Consider the following 18,428-nt stretch of genomic DNA (forward strand, 5'->3'; position numbering starts at 1 on the left):
CCTCGGCTGATCGCATGCGATCAGCCTCGACCCGCAAGGGGAGAGGGAAACTCAGCCGCCCTTCACCTTCTGCCGGAACGCATGCAGCAGCGGCTCGGTGTAGCCGTTGGGCTGGGCAATCCCCTCGAACACCAGCGCCCGCGCGGCCTGGTAGGCGAGCGATCGCTCGGGATCCGTCGCCATCGGGCGGTACAGGGCATCACCCGCATTCTGGGCATCGACCTTGGCGGCCATGCGCAGGAAGGCGGCATCGACCTGTTCGCCGGTGCAGACCCCGTGCAGCAGCCAGTTGGCGATGTGCTGGGACGAGATCCGCAGCGTCGCGCGGTCCTCCATCAGGCCGATGTCGTGGATGTCCGGCACCTTGGAACAGCCGACCCCCTGATCCACCCAGCGCACCACATAGCCGAGGATGCCCTGGGCGTTGTTGTCCAGTTCCGCCCTGACCTCCTCGGCCGACCAGTTGGCCCCGTGCGCCAGCGGCGGCGTCAGCAGGTCGACCAGCCCCGGCGTCGGGCGGCTGGCGACGTCCTTCTGGACGGCGAACACATCGACGGCGTGGTAGTGCAACGCATGCAGGGTCGCCGCCGTCGGGCTGGGCGTCCAGGCGGTATTGGCACCGGTCCGGGGGTGGCCGATCTTCTGCTCCAGCATGTCGGCCATGCGATCGGGCGCGGCCCACATGCCCTTGCCGATCTGGGCCCGGCCCGACAGGCCACAGGCCAGGCCGATGGCGACATTGCGGGCCTCATAGGCGGCGATCCAGGCCGAGCCCTTGACCTCGGCCTTGCGGATCATCGGTCCGGCCTGCATCGCCGTGTGGATCTCGTCGCCGGTCCGGTCGAGGAAGCCGGTGTTGATGAAGACGATCCGGTCCTTCACGGCATGGATACAGGCCGTGAGATTGGCCGAGGTCCGGCGCTCCTCGTCCATGACCCCGACCTTGATCGTGTGCCGCGCCAGACCCAGCAGGTCCTCGACCGCGTCGAACAGGCGGTTGGTGAAGGCCGCCTCCTCCGGGCCATGCATCTTGGGCTTGACGATATAGACCGAGCCGGTCGCCGAATTGGTGAAACCGCCCAGACCTTTCAGGTCGTACATCGCGATCAGTGACGTCGCGATCGCATCCAGAATGCCCTCCGGCCCCTCGCTGCCATCCGCCAGCCGGATCGCCGGATTGGTCATCAGGTGACCGACGTTGCGGACGAACAGCAGGCTTCGGCCCTTCAGCGTCACCGCCCCGCCGCCGGGTGCGGTCCATGTGCTGTCCGGCTCCAGCGTGCGGGTCAGGGTCTGGCCGCCCTTACTGAACCGGGCCTCCAGATCGCCGCGCATCAGGCCGAGCCAGTTGCGATAGGCCGCGACCTTGTCCTCGGCATCGACGGCCGCAACGGAGTCTTCCAGATCGCAGATCGTCGACAGGGCCGACTCCAGCAGCACATCCGACAGTCCCGCCGGATCGGTCGCCCCGATCGCGCTCGTCCGGTCGATGACCAGTTCGATGTGCAGGCCATTGTTGACCAGCAGGATGGACGACGGCGCAGCGGGCTCGCCGCGATAGCCGGCCAGCTGGCCGGGATCCTTCAGGGCGGGGTGAAGCGCGCCATCGACGATCGCATAGCCGGTGGCGCTGTCATGGGAACCCTCGGCCAGCGGCACGGCCTCGTCCAGGAAGGCCTTCGCCCTTGCGATCACCCGGCCGCCGCGCACCGTGTCATAGGGGCCCGCCACCGGCGCCTCGCCCAGGGCATCGGTGCCGTAGAACGCATCATACAGACTGCCCCACCGCGCATTGGCGGCGTTCAGCAGGAAGCGGGCATTGAGGATCGGCACGACCAGCTGCGGCCCTGCCATCGTGGCCAATTCGGCATCGACGCCCGTCGTGGCGATCTGGAACGGCGCAGGCTCGTCGACCAGATAGCCGATCTCCCGCAGGAAGCTTTCGGTCGCCACCGGATCATGCGGCTGGCCCCGGCGCGCTCCGTGCCAGTCGTCCAGCCGCACCTGCAGGGCGTCGCGCGTGGCCAGCAGAGCCCGGTTCTCCGGCGCGAACCGCTCGAACACCGCAGCCGTTCCAGCCCAGAAGGCGTCCGCCCCGATGCCCAGACCCGGCAGAACCTCGTCCTCGAGGAAGGTCGCGAGTTCGGGCGCAACGCCCAGTCCGGCGCGGTCGAGATAGTCGGTCATGCGAAACGTCCTTGGGGAGGCAGGCCTGCCTGTAACATTCCGTGATGACGTGGGGGAAGTCGAGAGACGATTGCCGCTGATCGTCAGTTCACGCCCCGAAAGCCCCGCCACCAGGTCGCGAACCGCTCCAGTCCCTCGTCGATCGCGACCCGGGGACGATAGCCCGTCAGGGAATTCAGCTTGGAGACATCGGCAAAGGTCGCCGTCACGTCGCCCGGTTGCATCGGCATCAGGACCTTGATCGCCTGGCGTCCCAGCACCCGCTCCAGCGTCGAGATCATAGTAAAGAGGCCGACGGGGGACGAGTCCCCGATGTTGTAGACCTCGTGCCGGGAAACCGGAGGATGCTCCAGCACCCCCAGCACCCCGTCGACGATGTCGTCGATATAGGTGAAGTCCCGCGCCATCCGTCCCTCGCCGAAGACCTCGATCGATTCGCCGGACATGATCGCTTCGGTGAAGCTGAAATAGGCCATATCGGGCCGCCCCCACGGCCCATAGACCGTGAAGAACCTCAGGCCCGACTGGGGCAGGCCATACAGGGTGGCGTAGCTCTGGCTCATCAGTTCGCACGAGCGTTTGGTGGCGGCATAGAGCGACACAGGCCGGTCCGCCGGTTCGTCCTCGCGGAACCCGGCCCCGTTCAGCGGCTGATCGCCATAGACCGAGCTCGACGACGCATAGACCAGGTGTTTCACCCCGGCATGGCGACAGGCTTCCAGCACCGACAGATGACCCAGCAGGTTGGATCGCTCATAGGTGAAGGGGTGGTCGATCGAATAGCGGACGCCCGCCTGGGCCGCCAGGTGCACGACCCGGTCCGCCCCGCTGTCGGCGACGAGCGCCCGCATGGCTTCATGGTCGGCGATGTCCAGCCGGACCATGGTGAACCGCTCGCGGCCCTCGAGCCGCGCAGCCCGGGCCTCCTTGAGGCCTGGCTCGTAATAGGCGTTGAAACTGTCGATACCGACCACGGTCTCGCCGCGCTCCAGAAGGCGCTCGGCGACATGCATGCCGATAAATCCGGCCGCGCCGGTGACGATGACGGTCATGCTGGCCTTTGGTCCCTATAGCGCTCGAAGACCTAGCCGATCGCGGCGGGTGCGTCAGCGTGAAAAGCCGGTCTGGTCGTCCGTGACGCAACAGGCCACGATGAAGCATGGACCTGCACAAGCCTTTTCGCGCCGTTCGTCTGCATGGCATCCTGCTGATCGGGCTGGGTGCGAGTGTCATCGTCGGGCTGTCGACATCGGGCGACTGGCGCTGGCCGATGCGCGCGGCGGTCGGCTGGGATGTCGGTGTCGCGGTCTTCCTCGGTCTCACTGTCCTGAAGCTGATCCGCACGCGGTCAGCCGACGATATTCGCCGACGCGCGGCCGATCTGGACCAGGCCGGAGCAGCCATCCTGCCCATCGCCCTGACCGCGGCCCTGGCAAGCGTGGTCATCGTCGTCGGCGAGGCCGTGACGGCGGTCCAGACCGAGGCTGCGACCACTGCCATCCTGACCCTGACGACGGTCGCGCTGTCCTGGGCCTTCATCCACCTGATCTTTGCCCTGCATTACGCGCACGAATTCTATGGTTCGCGGCAGGACGGAGCCGATACAGGCGGGCTGCTGTTTCCCGGAGAGGACGCGCCGGATTACTGGGATTTCCTGCATTTCTCGCTGATCATCGGGGTGGCCTGCCAGACGGCCGACGTACAGATCGTCTCGCGACCACTGAGACGGCTTTCGACCCTGCACAGTGCCCTGGCCTTCCTCTTCAACACCGTCATCCTTGCCCTGGCGGTGAACTCGGCCGTCAGTCTCATGGGCTCCTGAGCCTGCCCAGACCTGCAACACTTTCGCGCTTGCCTTGACTTTGCCATAACAACGGCGCATCAGCGCGGCGTCGCGAAATTGCGATGCCCGGTGCGCTCCAGCGCGTGTGGGTCTTCCTCCCAATGAAGACCTGACTGTAGCAGCGGCCGATCCTCATGCTTCATATGCTGCCCGGACACGCGGGGTAGCGCCCGATCCACCCCGCCGGCTTCATCCAGAGGCTCGTTCGGGACTGGCGGTGCGCGACCTTTTCGGCGTCATGCCCGGGTCGATGCGCGTCGCCGCACGCGAAAGAAACCGTTTTGACCACCACATTTGAATCCTTCGGCCTGAACAAGGCCCTGCTGCAGGCTCTCGCCACCGAGGGCTACACCATCCCCACACCGATCCAGGCTCAGGCCATTCCCGACGTCATGAAGGGCAAGGACCTGCTGGGCATCGCCCAGACCGGTACCGGCAAGACCGCCGCCTTCGCCCTGCCGATCCTGCATCGCCTGGCCGAGAACCGCGTCGCCCCCCTGCCCCGCACGACCCGCTGCCTGATCCTGTCGCCGACTCGCGAACTGGCCAGCCAGATCGCCGAAAGCTTCAAGGCCTATGGCAAACACCTCGGCTTCAAGGTCGCGGTGGTGTTCGGCGGCGTGAAATACGGCCCGCAGGAACGCGCCATCCAGGCCGGCCTCGACGTCCTGGTCGCCACCCCGGGCCGGCTGCTGGATCACATGCAGCAGAAGACCCTGGACCTGTCCTCGACCGAGATCTTCGTCCTCGACGAGGCCGACCAGATGCTGGACCTCGGCTTCGTCAAGCCGATCCGCCAGATCGTCAGCCGCATTCCGGCCAAGCGCCAGAACCTGTTCTTCTCGGCGACGATGCCCAGCGAGATCGGCAAGCTGGCCGGTGAACTGCTGAAAGACCCCGTCAAGGTGTCGGTGACGCCCCAGGCCACCACGGTCGAGCGCATCAACCAGACGGTCATCCACATCGAACAGGGCCGCAAGCGCGCCCTGCTGACCGAGATGTTCGCCGACGACAATTTCACCCGTTGCCTGGTGTTCACCAAGACCAAGCACGGTGCCGACAAGGTCGCGGCCTATCTGGAAGCCGGTGGCGTCCAGGCCGGTGCGATCCACGGCAACAAGTCCCAGCCCCAGCGTGAACGCACCCTGGCCGCCTTCAAGGCCGGCAAGCTGCGGGTGCTGGTCGCCACCGACATCGCTGCCCGCGGTATCGACGTGGACGGCGTCTCGCACGTCGTGAATTTCGAACTGCCCTTCGTGCCGGAAGCCTATGTCCACCGCATCGGCCGGACGGCCCGCGCGGGTGCCGAGGGCTCGGCCATCAGCTTCGTCGCCGGTGACGAGATGAAGCTGCTGAAGGACATCGAGAAGACGACCCGCCAGAAGATCCCGGCCACCGATCGTCGCAATGACAAGTCGCTGGGCCTGCTGGACCAGTCGATCATGGCCGCCGGCGTCGGCACCAAGGCGACCATGCCCGACCGCGAGGACACCCGCGGCCGCAACGGACCGCGCAACCCGCGTCGCGACGGCATCAAGCCTGCGCACGGCGGTCAGCCGCATCGCCAACGCAAGCCCAACCCGAACCGCGAAGGCGGTCGCGATGGCAGTGCTCCGCGCGTGCATCATGATCGTCCGCTGGCCTCGACCCAGCCGTTCGATCCGCTGGCCGCTGACCGGGCCCGCTCTGCCGCCCACGCCGCACGGCCCAAGCCCGAGGCCAAGCCGGATGGCGAGATCAGCCGCCGCCCCCGCGGACGCCGCCCGTCCAACGGCGGTCGCGGCTACGCCGCCAAGGCCTAGGCCACACGACAACAGCCCGCCCGGTTCACACCGGGCGGGCTTTTTCTTGCCAGACTAGGCCCCGGCCATCGCCTCCTGCCGGATGCGGCCAACCATGGCGTTGAGGCCGTTGGCGCGCTGGCGGGTCAGCGCCTGGGGGAGGCCCAGACGGTCCAGCGCGGCCCGTGCATCCAGGCCCAGGATCTCGTCGGGCGTCCGGTCCGAGAACAGCATCAGCAGCAGCGCCACATTACCCTTGGAGATCGCGCTGTCGGAGTCGGCCAGGAACCGGATTCGTCCCCCATCCAGCCGCCGGGTCGCCAGCCAGACCTGTGCGGCACAACCCGGCACCTTGTTGGCCTCGATCCGGTCGGCCTCGGGCAACGGGACCAGGTCCTTGCCAAGGTCGATCACATATTCGATCCGTTGCTCCCAGTCCTCCAGCAGGTCGAAATTTTCCGCCAGCTCGGCCAGGGTCTCTTCGATGGTCGCGGGCGTTTCGGTCATGGGGCGCAGATAGTCCCCTGCGCCATCCCCGACAACCGCATGCCTGTCCCCGGACTGCGGCTATCCGTCCCCCGCAACCAGTCGCCTCTGACGGGAGCGCCCTCGCGCAGACACATCCGGCAGCGTAGCCTGTTTAACCAAGTGTTTCGTCCGGACCCGTCCTTGACCACCGCCCCTGCCACCCCTTCCATTCGTCCCCCCGACGACCAGTCGACGCTCGTCGCCTGGCATGGGGGCTGGGCCGTGGCCACGACCCTGCTGGCCCTGGGCAGCAGCATCCTCGGTGCGCGCATCGGTGGCCCCCTGGCCTTCGCCATGATCGCCATGATCCTGCCTGGCCTGGCCGGCCTGGCCCTGAAGGGGCGCGATGGCGTGGCCGAGCGCGGTCTGTTGATGGGGTTCTGGAGCCTGATGGCCGTCGCGTCCTCTGCTCTGTCCGGCGGGCTGACCGGGTCGCTGACCGGGTTCGTCTTCATGCCGGTGGCAGCGGGACTTATGCTGGGCGGAAAGCGGTTCGCCCAGGCCGGTGCGCTGGGCTGTGCACTGGCCACCGTGGTCGGGCTGGTGTCGCTGATCATGGCCGGGACGGGCCCCGTGTTTCCCGGGCTCGCGGCCGTATCCGCCGTCCTGACGGCGGGTGCCATGGCCATCGCGGTGAGCGTTGCCTGGCGTCTGCGCGACATGAAGGTGGCCGAGGCCGACGCGCGGACCCGGCGGACACTGGACGTTCTGAAATCCCAGCCAGCGCTGACCCTTGTGCTCGATCCATCCGGACGGGTGACCAACGCCTATGGCAAGGCGCCGACGGCCCTGCCGGTGGCAGCCCTGCTATCAGACGGACTGGTCGCTGCTGTCCACGCTCCGGACCGGCCCGAACTGCTGTCGGCCATCGAGAAGGCCCTCGCCTTCGGGACGCGCAACCTGACCATCACGCCCCGGCTGGCGCTCGATCGCCGCATCGACCTGACCCTCAGACGGGTCGACGATTCCGACGGACGGGTGCGAATCCTCGGGCTGGCCATCGATGCGACCGCCAGCCACGCCCGCGAACTGGGGCTGGAAGCCGCACGGGCTGAAGCCGAGGCCCAGAATGCCGGCAAGAGCCGGTTCCTGGCCAACATGTCCCATGAGTTGCGCACGCCCCTGAATGCCGTGATCGGCTTTTCGGACATCATGCGCCAGCGGATCTTCGGCCCCCTGCCCGACCGCTATGCCGACTATGCGACCTCGATCCATGAGGCCGGAGGCCATCTGCTGGATCTGATCAACGATGTGCTGGACGTGTCCAAGATCGAGGCCGAGCGCTACGAGCTGTCGCTGGAACGTTTCGATGCCCGCGACGTGATCTCGTCCGCCATCGCCCTGGTGCGGCTGCAGGCGACCGAAAAGGGTGTGGCCCTGTCCGGGATGATGCCGGGCGGGCCGCTGATGATCCATGCCGATCGCCGCGCGCTGAAGCAGATCACGTTGAACCTGCTCTCCAATGCCATCAAATTCACCCAGGCGGGTGGCTCCGTCACGGTCACGCTTGAGGCCCACGACGGGCTGCTCGAGCTGATCGTCGCCGACACCGGCGTCGGGATCGCCGCAGAGGACCTGCGCAGGCTTGGTCGTCCGTTCGAGCAGGCCGGGGGCGTCGATCAGCGATCGCAGGGCACCGGTCTTGGCCTGTCGCTGGTGCGGGCCCTGGCGGAACTGCATGGGGGCAGGATGACGATCGACAGCACGCTTGGCGAAGGGGCGGCCGTGACCCTTCGCCTGCCTGTCCTCGCCAAGGTGCCCCAGCCGCCGCCCGAAGGGGGCGCCGAGATCATCCCCCTGCACGCCCGCACGGACGTCTGATCAGCCGGACCGCGCCTTCAGCGGGGCGGAACCGTCGGACAGCGATTCGTTCAGATAGACTTCGGCATCGCCTGCGGGCAGGGCCGGCGCATAGCCGAAGCCCTGGCCATAATGGCACTGGGCATCCAGCAGCAGGGCCGCGAGACTGGCGTTCTCGACCCCTTCGGCGACGACCTCCAGATTCAGGTCGCGCCCGAGGTTGACGACCGATTTGACGATCTTGGCCGAGCCCTCGTCCTTGTCCATCGTGAGCACGAAATAGCGATCGATCTTCAGCGTATCGAAGGGCAGGCGCGCCAGATAGGACAGCGAGGAGAAGCCGGTCCCGAAGTCGTCCAGCGCCAGCGACGCCCCAACGTCCTTGAGCTTTTGCAGGATCACCGCTGCCTTTTCGGTATCGCGCATGATGTCACCCTCAGTGACCTCAAGCTTCAGCGCCCCGTGCGGCAGGCCGGTTTCCTGAATGATGCGCGCGACGTCTTCGACCAGATGCGGGCGTTCGATCTCTCCGACCGAGAGATTGACGCTGCAGAACAGGTGTCCCGCCTGCGGATGCCGCTTGAGCCAGTCACCGAGCTGGCGTGATGACCGGGTCATCATCATCAGCCCGAGATCGTTCATCAGGCCCATTTCCTGGGTCAGTCCCAGGAACTCGTCGGGCGGGACCAGCCCGCGTTTGGGGTGACGCCAGCGTGCCAGGGCCTCGAAACCGGCGACGGCACCGGTATTCAGATTGACGATCGGCTGGAAGAAGGGCTCGATTTCCCCACGCACGAAAGCGTTCCGCAGGTCGCCTTCCAGCGCAAGCCGCGAGAGGCTGTCGCTCTCGAGGGCCTTGCCATAGACGGCGGTGCCGCTGCGTCCGAGCGCCTTGGCCGAACCGATCGCCAGTTCGGCGCGGCGCAGCAGTTCGGACGCGTCCGGACTGTCCGGCCCGCCCTCGAACGCGACAGAACCGACCGATACCGTGGGATAGATGTCGAAGCCCGCAACGCGCAGCGGCTGCTCCAGGGCATCACGAAGACGCTGGCCGTTGCCGCCCGCGCCACGCGGCAGGATGATGGCGAACTCGTCTTCGCCCACCCGCGCGGGCCACGCGCTGTCCGAGAATGCGGCGGCAAGTCGAGACCCCAGCGCCGCCAGCACCAGATCGGCCCGCTCATGGCCGAGTGCCTCGTTCAGGCGATTGAGCCGGTCCACATCGGCAACGACCATCTCCATATCGCCCTGACACGCCGCCGCCTCTGCGGCCCGGGCCAGAAAGGTGCGCCGGTCCAGCAAACCGGTCAGGGCATCCTTGTCGGCCCCTGCGAATTTCGTTTCGAGAGCGACCAGCCCCGCTGCACGCAGCCCGTCCTCCAGCCAGACGCCGCGCCAGAGGCTGGTCTCGGTTCCGCGCATCCGCAGGCGTATGGCAATCTCGGTGCCTTCGGCCTGAGGCTTCAGAAGTGCCTCTGCAAGCGCGCGATCCTGCGGCAGGGTCAGCGCCACAAACCCGGCGCCGGAACATTCGGGGGCGAGTGGCCCCAGGCCCAGCGGACGCGTGGCCCCGGTAAAGCGCAGACTGTCCTCGCCCGGCGACCAGCTCCACAGCGCCGACTCGGCAGCTGCCAGCGCCTCGATGGCCGTGGTCGCGTCCCAGCTCAGGATTCGGGATCGCGCATTCACGACGGGGGGCGTCCTTTCTCAGGTCGGCGAAACGTCGCCGTGTTCGGCATCTTCTGGCAAGAGCCCGAACAGGAGATGGTCTGCCCAGCGCCCGTTAATTTTGAGATAAGCCTTTGCCAATCCTTCGTTTCGGAACCCGGCTTTTTCGAGAACCCGCCGCGACGCAAGGTTGGTGGGAAGGCAGGACGCCTCGATCCGGTGCAGCTTCAGTGATGTGAAGGCGAACCGGGTACAGGCCCGCACGGCGGCTGTCGCATGCCCCTGACCCGAGACCGACTGACCGATCCAGTAGCCGAGCGTCGCCGTCTCGGCCACGCCGCGCCTGACGTTGGACAGGGTTATGGCCCCTTTCAGGTTCCGACCCGTTCCATCAAAGATGAAGAAGGGCCAGGCATGACCCAGCTCCATTTCGCGGGCATAGATGCCCAGCCGCCGGCGATAGGCTGCCCGGCTCAGGTCGTCGTCCGGCCAGGCCGGTTCCCACGGCTGAAGATAATCGCGCGACCGCTCCCGCATGTCAGCCCACTGGGCATAGTCGCCAGCACGCGGCGGACGCAGCAGGGTGCCATGGCCCTCCACCACGGGACCCGTTGCATCCGTCATCCAGTCCAGAAGCGCCATTGCCGCGCAGATTAGCCTGATGGAACCGCGCATGGCGAGCCGCTTTGCGAAGACAGGCGCGCCGGCATCCGCTAGTCCGGTGTGCGACACCGACCCGGAGATGCCCGTGACCGCCGCCTATCTCAGAACCATACCCAATATCCTGACCGGCCTGAGACTGCTGGCCGGGGTGGTTATGTTCCTGATCCTGGCCGGAGCGACGGGCGGTGTTCCGGTCCTGTCTTCCTATCTCAGCCCCGAAGACCAGTTCGCCCTGTACCGCGCCGCCTTCTGGATCTTCGTGATCGCGGCCTCGACCGACTGGGTCGACGGCTTCCTGGCCCGGCGCTGGGAGGCCACCAGCCGGTGGGGTGCGATTCTGGATCCCATCGCCGACAAGATCCTGGTGACCGGTGCCATCCTCGGCGTCGTCACCAGTGGCTCGGTGCCCCAGATCGCCATCCCCTGCGGCCTGATCCTGTTCCGCGAGTTCGCCGTCTCGGCCCTGCGCGAGACCGTCGCCGGCAAGGTCAAGCTGGAGGTCACCGTCCTGGCCAAATGGAAGACGACGCTGCAACTGGTGGCCCTCGGCGCCCAGCTGCTGGCGCGCAACTGGGACGGTTTCGGCTGGGAGTTCGAACACCTGGTCTGGTTCCAGCTGTTCGCCGACATCCTGATCTGGCTCGCGGCGGTCGTGACGCTGTGGACCGGCTGGCAGTATTTCGACAAGGCCCGCCGCAAGATGGCATCGCCCCACTGATCCCGCTCATCCCGGCGAAAGCGGGCTCCACCTCCCCTTCCGCTCATCCCGGCGCAAGCCGGGACCCAGAGCTTTTCAGACGCAGGTACCTGGATCGGGGTCCCTCTGTCTCCAGATCGACTGGCTAACCCAAAGCACTGGGTCCCGGCTTGCGCCGGGATGAGCGGAAGGGTGGGATGAGCGGATCAGGGGGCGATCAGCCCCTTTTCCATCACCACGAACACCAGATCCAGCCGGCGCGGCAGGCCGAATTTCTCGTCGTCGACCGGGAACGGCTCCTCTGCCCCCGTCAGCGCATAGCCGCGCCGCTGGTACCAGGCGATCAGCTCGTGGCGGGACTTGATCACGGTCATGCGCATCCGAGTCGCGCCGAAACGGGTCCGGGCTGTGTCCTCGGCCTCGGCCATCAGGCGCCGGCCCAGCCCGCCGGCCTGCAGGGTCGGATCGATCGACAGCATGCCGAGATAAGCGACGCCTGCCCCCTCATCGACCAGGCGAACGCAGCCGATCAGACGCTCCCCTTCGTGGGCCATCAGCATCACCTGGGCGGGATCGCCGATGATGCCCGAAAGCTCCTCGGCGTCGGTTCTCTGGCCGTCGAGGATATCCGCCTCATGGCTCCAGCCCTGTCGCGCACTGTCGCCGCGATAGGCGCTCTCGATCAGCCGATGCAGGGCCGGGACATCGGCATGTCCCGCGACCCGGAAGGCGAGGTCGGTCACCGGACGCCCAGTTCCTCGACCAGCCCCTGCATGCCGTAGACATCGCGCAGGGCCACGGTCACGGCACCGGTGGTGACGATGACGCTGCGATTGACGTCGCGGTCATAGCCATAGGCATTCCGCTGACTCAGCACGGTCGAGTCGAAATTGGCCCCCACGATCTCGAAGGCCGGCGTCACGACCGGCGATCCGGACGAGCCCCCGATCGTGTCGGACGACACGGCCATGTTCAGCACGGTGTCAGAATCGATCCGGTCCCGGGCGGCCAGCAGTTTTGGAGCGACATTGAATGGCGCCGAGCCCGTCGCCCGATCCCACAGTCCGCCAAAGGTCGTGAAGGCCCCGAACCGCTGTCCGGGCACATCCGTGCCCTCGATCCGCCCATAGGTCAGGCGCAATGTCCCGGTCGCATCCGGATAGACACTGTCGCCATAGGCCGCGAACCGTGCGGCTGCGAGGCGCTCCGACGCCCGGTCGGTCGGGGCCTGGACCCGCGCCTCCCAGTCGGAGCGGACCGCGCGGGTGTCGTCCTGCATCGCCAGGGCCAGCCTGATCATCGGATCGTCCGACGCCTGGATGGCCTCGAGCCCGCCCTCCCACAGGGCCCGGCGCAACGCCGGGTCGGACAGGGTCGAGCCGGACGCCAGTCGGGCCGACATCGCCTCCGGGCTTTCCTGACCCAGCAGGGCGCGCACACGGGCATCGTCCACAGTCAGCCATTCGCGCGTCTTGGACAGCCACCACTCCAGCCGCACCTGTTCCAGCGCCGGATACACTGGACGCTCTGCGAACAGGCCGGACTGCACTGCGGCCAGCCGGCTGTCGGCAAATTCGGGCAGGCGCTCGGCCGAGGGTTTTGTCCGCTCCTGTGCCCCGCGCACCAGTGTGCGGGCATAGCTGAACAGGGCCGATCCGCCGCCCGCCTGGCCTTCCAGCAGGGCATAGGCCGGATAGAGTTCACGCTGGACCGGCTGCACGGCCGCCAGCGCGCCCCAGGGATCGGCCGCCGCTGCCGCGATCGTCGCATCGGCCGCGACCCGGGCCTTGAAGTCGACCTCGGCCTCGGCCCGGCGCGCCATGAAGGCGGGATCGACCAGGGCCCGCATCCGGCCCAGCCCGCGCTTATAGGTGTTCTCAAGCCCGACGATCGGGTCCATGGCGATGAAGGCGTTCTCCTCGCTCTCGGCCGCGAACCGCAGCAGCCGCCCGCGCAGCTCGCTGGCCAGCAGCTGGTCCATCGGCAGGACGACGTCGCGGACCGTGAACAGCTGGTCCTGCGTCAACAGCCGCTGCGTCGCACCCGGACTGCCGGACACGAAGACCGGCGAACCCTCGACCGGCTTGTCGGCCTTCCAGGTGAAATGGTTCGGCGTCTCGACCGGCTGGCCGTTCTCGTAAAGCCGGATGAAGGCCGCATCGATGGCAAAGCGGGGGAAGCTGAAATTGTCGAGGTCACCACCGAACGTCGCCGCCCGATCCTCGGGGGCCCAGGCCAGGCGCACATCTGTGTAGCGGCGGAATTTGTAGAGCTTGAACTGCCCGCCCCGGTACAGGGTCACGACCTGGCAGCGGACGGTGGCGTCCCCGGCGCAGCCCTCCTGCTCGATCCGGCCGGCCTCGGCGTCACGGGCGCGGGTGAACGCCTGACCCTCAAGCCCTTGTCCCGCCGCCTGCATCCGGGCGGTGACATCGGTAATGTCGGTCAGAATCTCGGCCGACCCGCCGGGGCATTTCAGCTCTTCCTCGCGCGTGCGGGGGGTAAAGCCGGTGGCGGCATAGTTGACCGCCTGGGTCGACAGATTGGCCACGCAGGTCGCGACGCAGTGGTTGTTGGTCATGACCAGACCGGAGGTCGACACCAGCCCCGCCGAACAGCCGCCGAACTTGACCGAGGCCAGCCGCACCCGGTCCAGAAACGCCTGATCGATCGAGGTGCCCAGCGTCGCATTGGCCCGCGCGATGGGGAAATTGTCGAAGGTCCACATCCCCTCCTCGGCGTGCGCCGATCCGGCGGCGAGGGTCAGGGCGAGGGCGGCGAGGGTCAGGGTCTGGTTGCGCATGCGCCTCTTCTATCGTCTGGATGCGCACGAGAGAAGGACAGGAATCCGATGACGATCGCCGCCCGTCGCTGCACCTGGTGCGGCACCGATCCGCTGTATGTCGCCTATCACGACACCGAATGGGGCGTGCCCGAATACGACCCCCGCGCCCTGTGGGAGAAGCTGGTGCTGGACGGCTTCCAGGCGGGCCTCGCCTGGATCACCATCCTGAGGAAGCGCGAGACCCTGCGCGCTGCCTTCGACGGTTTCGACCCGGAAATCGTCGCCCGCTATGACGACACCGACCGCGCCCGGCTGATGGCCGATCCCGGTATCATCCGCTCCCGCGCCAAGATCGAGGCTGCCATCAGCGGGGCACAGATCTGGCTCGACATGCGCGACAACGGCGAGGATTTTTCCGCCTGGCTGTGGTCCTTCGTCGACGGCCAGCCGATCCAGACCCGCCCCGCCACTTTCGCCGACGTCCCGGCCCAGACCCCGGCCTGGGTCGCCATGGCGAAAGCGCTCAAAGCCCGCGGCTTCAACTTCTGCGGCCCCGTGATCGTCTATGCCTTCATGCAGGCCACCGGCATGGTCAACGACCATGTGCAGGACTGTTCCCGGTGTGACGCGGTGGCGGGGCTGGGTGCCGGGATCGGCGTCTGACGTCAGGACTGGCGAGCAGGACTGCGTTCGACCCAGAGCAAACATCGGACCCTTTGGCCTTACTCGGCCGCGCCGCACGCCGTTGCCACGATCTGGGCCGTTGTGCGCAGAATGTCTGCAAAGGCGTCTTTGTCGGAAGCCGAGATGTGACTAATCATCGTCAAATCGTTGTCCGGCGCAGCGTAGGCAAAACTCAGATAGCCTTCGACGTCGCCGGTATGGCCGACGAACCGCAAGCCCTCTCGCGTCGTTCGAACCTCCGCGCCTGCGCCGGCCTGCTGCCTCGGATTGCCGGTCTGCACGGGATCCTCGACCATCGCCCGCCCGGTCTCGTTCAGAGGGCCGGGATCGACAAACAGCGCACGCAGATACTTTCGCGTGTCCGACAACGTCGCCGTTATGCCGGAGTCGGGACCTGTGTTTTCGGCAGAGTCCCACCAATCACGCCTGCCGACATAACCATGCAGCAGCCCTCCCGGCGCGACGGTATTGTATTGCGTCTCTCGCAGATCGAGCGGCGTGATAACCTCGGCCTGAACCAGTTCGGCAAATGACGTGTCGGTCGCACGCTCTGCCACCAGAGCAACCAGATGATAGCCGGAGTTCGAATACGAATACGCTGTGCCGGGTACGCCTGTTGCCGGCCTGCCCCTGATGGCTGTCAGGACGCGGGCTGGTGTGATGGGGGCCCGCCAGTCCCAGCGCCTGATGTCCGGAAGACTGTAGTAGTCGGCAACGCCACCGGTGTGGTTGAGCAACTGGCGAAGCGTCGCCTCACGATTGGACACCCCTACGGCGTCGTCGGGACGCAGGTAGCGCGAGGCCGGGGCGTCGAGATCGAGCGTCCCACGCGCCGCGAGGCGGTGAATGACGGCCGCCGTGTAAAGCTTGCCGACGCTGCCCAGTCGTAGCGACATACCTGTGTCCGGTGCCAGAGCGGCTGCCCGATCAGCGATGCCAATCGCTTCCGAAAAGGAAATCCCGCATCCCTGAACATCAAGGAACACAGCCGCATTCGCTTTTGCCGCTCCGGCGACCGCCACAGCCCGAAGTCTGTCTTCGAACTGGTCCTGCGCACCTGCGCTCGTACCGTTGAGCGTCAGGAAGCCGACCAGCACGACTGATGCGACACGTTTCAGCACGTTTACGCCCCTTTTCAATCCGCAACCGGTACCACAAACCAGGGCACACCTCGCGATCCGACATTGACCGCCAGGCGGCAGGTCCGTCTGCGCAAGCGGGTCAGACGATTTCGTCGGCAGGCGCCTGGATCTCGGCTCGCCACCCCGTCGCAAGCGAGGACGGCCCAAAGTCGGAAGCAGCACCTGTTTGGACTGAGGCATCTCGGCGTGTTGATTTGTGAGGATCACCATGTTGATGTTCGCGAAACGGGGGCAACATCATGAGCGGGGCCGAAACTGTCGTGGCAGCCTCCATTCGCGCAGAGAAGCGTCTGGTCGAGGCATTGAGGGATGCCGGCGCGTTTTCTGCAGAGGCTGCGATCGCCCTCCAGCACGGTCGATTCATGCAGCAGGGGGCACTTCGCCGTCTGCTCCGTCACGGCGCGATCCATGAAGTTCAACACGCGCGTTATTGGCTGAATGAATCCGCCTATCAGACCCTGCGAAAACATCGGCGGGGACGGATCGGCCTGATTGTTCTTGGCCTGTTGGCTGCGCTCATCATTGCGAGCATCGGCGTCGCAAGGGCAGAAGCGCAAATCGCCCTGTCGCCATCGAAGATCACCCCTTCATCAAGAGCGATCTGAACAGGCGCCGGATCATCAGAATAGAGTGGGTGAGGCCTGGCCGGTCATGTCCGATCTCGACCCAAAACAGACCCTGCAGGTTGTCTCGAACCTCAGTTTCGGAGCCTGGCGTCCTGACGATCAGGGCCCTGGGGTCCATTTGCCCATCCAGTGAGCAAATACATCTGGTTGGCCAGATCATAGACCGGCCCCTCTGTGACGCCCCATCGATTGATGAAGCGGTAGCCGTCAGGCCCCGCCACTTCGATCAAGTAAATGACACCATCAGGACCAGAAAGGCACGAGTCTGGCTCCAGGGTGAGGATGTCCGTCGAGGCCAGCGCGGCCCTGAGGGGTGCGACTTCCGAAGAAGCCAAAACCCGTGTCTGCTTGCTTCCAGCACTCGGTTTGACCTGTCCTTCGTCCCGAAATGCCGTCAGGCGAGGTTGCGGCCCGTAGACATCATCAATGCGAACGACGATGGGCGCGCTGGATGATGGAAGGAAAGTGAACCGTATCGTCGTAGCCGATGTCCTGGCATTCGATTTGCGGAACAGCGAAGGCTCGTCTGCGCGTCTGAGCGGACCGCCAAACCAGCTATCGAACTCCGGGTCCAGAGGCCCCGAATGGTCGGCTCCAGGCCATGAGCATGGATAGTCATCCCGGCTGAGTGCCGGGTCGAAAAGTGCCCTTCGCTGAGATGCCAGCATCCCTGCAAGAAGAGCGCCTGCAATCAACACCGCGGCCAGCACGATGACAATGCCGCGCACGGCTCGCCTCCGGACGTTCCAGCTTTCAGACTGTGAGTGGGTTCTCGGTAGCGCAAGCCGACGTCTGCTTCCCACCCATGGCGGCGGTTCGGAAGGTCCGCTGTTGTGCGGCGGGGCGAAAGTCCGGTTTTGGGCCTGATGCCAATGTAGTGTTCCGACCCAAAGGGACTTTATTGGCAGCCTACCGTTGATTGAACGACGCCAGAGCGTGTTCAGCGATCAGCGTGTCGGCGAGAACGTGCGGGTTTCGCACGTTGTAATTCTCGGTCGTTACCACCACTACGGCATCGAGATCCGGCACGATCACCACCTTGTTGCCGCCTGTACCAGCCATAGCCCAAGCGGCATGCGGCTGACCGTTTACGGTGTAGGTCGGCAGCCAAGTCAGATAGCCGTAGTCTCCGCGCTGCGGATCGACCGATGCCTGCGGGGTCGTCATTGCGACAGCGAACGCCTCGGGAATCACCCGCTGGCCTTCCCACTGCCCTCGGTTGAGCAGCAGTTGGCCCAATGCCAGTAGGTCGCGACTGCGAAGCCCCAGACCGCCGCCGCCCTGCGGAAGGCCCGTTGGTGAGAACTGCCACTGCTCGCCCTCTATGCCCAACGGTGCGAATAGGGTCCGGCGCGCAAAGACGTCCAGAGGCTCACCCGATGCGGACTGCACGACAGCACCCAGCGTTGTGGACCCCGCGGTGCAATAACTGAAGGCGCGGCCATAGGGCTGGTCGGCGGGCCTGGGAATCCAAGCCGGAAATCCTCTGATCGGTAGGTCGAAGGTGAACTTTACCCAATCTTCTATCAGGTACATCCGCTCTTCATTGCCGCGGGAAAACTGGTTGTCGTCGTCGCACTCCAGCAAAGAACTCATGGTGAGCAGATCTTCGACTGTGATTGCGGACTTGCGCAAATCGGGATTATCGAAGGGGCCGTGAGAGGCGATGAACGGCATCACCGGTTCATCAACGCTGGCGATATCGCCCTCGGCGATTGCTGCCCCCACTAGCATGGCGGTCACTGTCTTGGTCGCCGATCGGGTATTGCGGCGCGACTCACGGCCAGCATCGTCGAAATAGGTCTCATGAACCAGTCGGCCGTGACGGGCGATCAGCACGCTGGTGACCTTTTGGAAGGTTCCGGCTCGAACGGCGGCGTCCATGGTGGCAAGCCGATCGGTCGAGACGCCCTGGCTCTCTGGCGACGCCACAGGCCAAATCGTCTGGGCTGAAATCGGAGTCGCGACGGCGAGCAGGGTACAGGCGGTGATGAGTAGGCGATGCATGGATGTCTCCTTAAGCC

16 protein-coding genes are annotated in these 18,428 nt (G+C 66.0%); 6 read left to right on the forward strand and 10 right to left on the reverse strand.

Annotated elements, in window-relative coordinates:
• Nucleotides 1-51: 51 nt before the first annotated feature.
• Nucleotides 52-2,187, reverse strand: a complete 2,136-nt coding sequence (locus GGR13_RS00160; RefSeq protein ID WP_183211449.1) for a malate synthase G — start codon at nucleotides 2,185-2,187, stop codon at nucleotides 52-54.
• A gap of 83 nt (nucleotides 2,188-2,270) precedes the next feature.
• Nucleotides 2,271-3,239, reverse strand: coding sequence for an SDR family NAD(P)-dependent oxidoreductase (locus tag GGR13_RS00165; protein WP_183211450.1), 969 nt, complete (start codon nucleotides 3,237-3,239; stop codon nucleotides 2,271-2,273).
• Nucleotides 3,240-3,346: 107 nt separating this feature from the next.
• On the opposite strand from GGR13_RS00165, the gene GGR13_RS00170 reads away from it, so the two are divergent.
• Complete coding sequence (locus tag GGR13_RS00170; protein ID WP_183211451.1) at nucleotides 3,347-4,009, forward strand: DUF1345 domain-containing protein; 663 nt, start codon at nucleotides 3,347-3,349, stop codon at nucleotides 4,007-4,009.
• 302 nt (nucleotides 4,010-4,311) lie between these two features.
• Nucleotides 4,312-5,832: a DEAD/DEAH box helicase gene (locus GGR13_RS00175; protein ID WP_183211452.1), complete on the forward strand. Its 1,521-nt coding sequence runs from the start codon at nucleotides 4,312-4,314 to the stop codon at nucleotides 5,830-5,832.
• 54 nt (nucleotides 5,833-5,886) lie between these two features.
• Here GGR13_RS00175 and GGR13_RS00180 read toward each other — a convergent pair whose 3' ends face one another.
• Nucleotides 5,887-6,318 carry a SufE family protein gene (locus GGR13_RS00180; RefSeq protein WP_183211453.1) on the reverse strand — a complete coding sequence of 144 codons (432 nt, stop codon included), beginning with the start codon at nucleotides 6,316-6,318 and terminating at the stop codon, nucleotides 5,887-5,889.
• Between the two features lie 162 nt (nucleotides 6,319-6,480).
• Between GGR13_RS00180 and GGR13_RS00185 the strand changes: the two genes are divergently transcribed.
• Nucleotides 6,481-8,160 (forward strand): sensor histidine kinase, encoded by a 1,680-nt coding sequence (locus GGR13_RS00185; RefSeq protein ID WP_246347618.1) that lies wholly within the window; start codon nucleotides 6,481-6,483, stop codon nucleotides 8,158-8,160.
• Here the strand turns inward: GGR13_RS00185 and GGR13_RS00190 are convergent, their stop codons facing one another.
• Together GGR13_RS00190 and GGR13_RS00195 are read right to left on the reverse strand one after the other, a co-directional pair.
• Entirely contained in the window at nucleotides 8,161-9,828 is a 1,668-nt protein-coding gene (locus GGR13_RS00190) for an EAL domain-containing protein (protein ID WP_183211454.1), read from the reverse strand.
• Between the two features lie 18 nt (nucleotides 9,829-9,846).
• Nucleotides 9,847-10,449, reverse strand: coding sequence for a GNAT family N-acetyltransferase (locus GGR13_RS00195; RefSeq protein WP_183212238.1), 603 nt, complete (start codon nucleotides 10,447-10,449; stop codon nucleotides 9,847-9,849).
• Nucleotides 10,450-10,555: 106 nt separating this feature from the next.
• Here GGR13_RS00195 and pgsA point away from each other — a divergent pair, with 106 nt between their 5' ends.
• The gene (gene pgsA / locus GGR13_RS00200; RefSeq protein ID WP_425486056.1) at nucleotides 10,556-11,188 is read left to right on the forward strand and encodes a CDP-diacylglycerol--glycerol-3-phosphate 3-phosphatidyltransferase; all 633 of its coding nucleotides are present in this window, start codon (nucleotides 10,556-10,558) and stop codon (nucleotides 11,186-11,188) included.
• Between the two features lie 185 nt (nucleotides 11,189-11,373).
• Here pgsA and GGR13_RS00205 read toward each other — a convergent pair whose 3' ends face one another.
• Complete coding sequence (locus GGR13_RS00205) at nucleotides 11,374-11,910, reverse strand: GNAT family N-acetyltransferase (RefSeq protein WP_183211455.1); 537 nt, start codon at nucleotides 11,908-11,910, stop codon at nucleotides 11,374-11,376.
• Nucleotides 11,907-13,970, reverse strand: a complete 2,064-nt coding sequence (locus tag GGR13_RS00210; protein ID WP_183211456.1) for a S46 family peptidase — start codon at nucleotides 13,968-13,970, stop codon at nucleotides 11,907-11,909. Before GGR13_RS00210 ends, GGR13_RS00205 begins: the two co-directional genes overlap by 4 nt.
• A 48-nt stretch (nucleotides 13,971-14,018) precedes the next feature.
• Here GGR13_RS00210 and GGR13_RS00215 point away from each other — a divergent pair, with 48 nt between their 5' ends.
• Entirely contained in the window at nucleotides 14,019-14,615 is a 597-nt protein-coding gene (locus GGR13_RS00215; protein ID WP_183211457.1) for a DNA-3-methyladenine glycosylase I, read from the forward strand.
• A 59-nt stretch (nucleotides 14,616-14,674) separates the two neighbouring features.
• Here GGR13_RS00215 and GGR13_RS00220 read toward each other — a convergent pair whose 3' ends face one another.
• A complete protein-coding gene (locus tag GGR13_RS00220; RefSeq protein ID WP_183211458.1) occupies nucleotides 14,675-15,757 on the reverse strand; it encodes a serine hydrolase in 1,083 nt (360 codons plus the stop codon).
• Between the two features lie 260 nt (nucleotides 15,758-16,017).
• Between GGR13_RS00220 and GGR13_RS00225 the strand changes: the two genes are divergently transcribed.
• Nucleotides 16,018-16,383, forward strand: a complete 366-nt coding sequence (locus GGR13_RS00225; protein ID WP_183211459.1) for a hypothetical protein — start codon at nucleotides 16,018-16,020, stop codon at nucleotides 16,381-16,383.
• Between the two features lie 92 nt (nucleotides 16,384-16,475).
• On the opposite strand, the gene GGR13_RS00230 is transcribed toward GGR13_RS00225, so the two are convergent.
• Together GGR13_RS00230 and GGR13_RS00235 are read right to left on the reverse strand one after the other, a co-directional pair.
• Entirely contained in the window at nucleotides 16,476-17,132 is a 657-nt protein-coding gene (locus GGR13_RS00230) for a hypothetical protein (protein ID WP_183211460.1), read from the reverse strand.
• 181 nt (nucleotides 17,133-17,313) lie between these two features.
• The gene (locus GGR13_RS00235) at nucleotides 17,314-18,411 is read right to left on the reverse strand and encodes a serine hydrolase domain-containing protein (protein ID WP_183211461.1); all 1,098 of its coding nucleotides are present in this window, start codon (nucleotides 18,409-18,411) and stop codon (nucleotides 17,314-17,316) included.
• Nucleotides 18,412-18,428: the final 17 nt, after the last annotated feature.

It is taken from the genome of Brevundimonas variabilis (genome assembly GCF_014199945.1).
Classification (GTDB): Bacteria; Pseudomonadota; Alphaproteobacteria; order Caulobacterales; family Caulobacteraceae; genus Brevundimonas; species Brevundimonas variabilis.

Coding starts and splice junctions, on each gene's coding strand:
- GGR13_RS00225 (WP_183211459.1), top strand. CDS start 16,018: ATGAGCGGGGCCGAAACTGTCGTGGCAGCCTCCATTCGCGCAGAGAAG.
- GGR13_RS00235 (WP_183211461.1), bottom strand. CDS start 18,411: ATGCATCGCCTACTCATCACCGCCTGTACCCTGCTCGCCGTCGCGACT.
- GGR13_RS00210 (WP_183211456.1), bottom strand. CDS start 13,970: ATGCGCAACCAGACCCTGACCCTCGCCGCCCTCGCCCTGACCCTCGCC.
- GGR13_RS00170 (WP_183211451.1), top strand. CDS start 3,347: ATGGACCTGCACAAGCCTTTTCGCGCCGTTCGTCTGCATGGCATCCTG.
- GGR13_RS00195 (WP_183212238.1), bottom strand. CDS start 10,449: ATGGCGCTTCTGGACTGGATGACGGATGCAACGGGTCCCGTGGTGGAG.
- GGR13_RS00165 (WP_183211450.1), bottom strand. CDS start 3,239: ATGACCGTCATCGTCACCGGCGCGGCCGGATTTATCGGCATGCATGTC.
- GGR13_RS00215 (WP_183211457.1), top strand. CDS start 14,019: ATGACGATCGCCGCCCGTCGCTGCACCTGGTGCGGCACCGATCCGCTG.
- GGR13_RS00180 (WP_183211453.1), bottom strand. CDS start 6,318: ATGACCGAAACGCCCGCGACCATCGAAGAGACCCTGGCCGAGCTGGCG.
- GGR13_RS00160 (WP_183211449.1), bottom strand. CDS start 2,187: ATGACCGACTATCTCGACCGCGCCGGACTGGGCGTTGCGCCCGAACTC.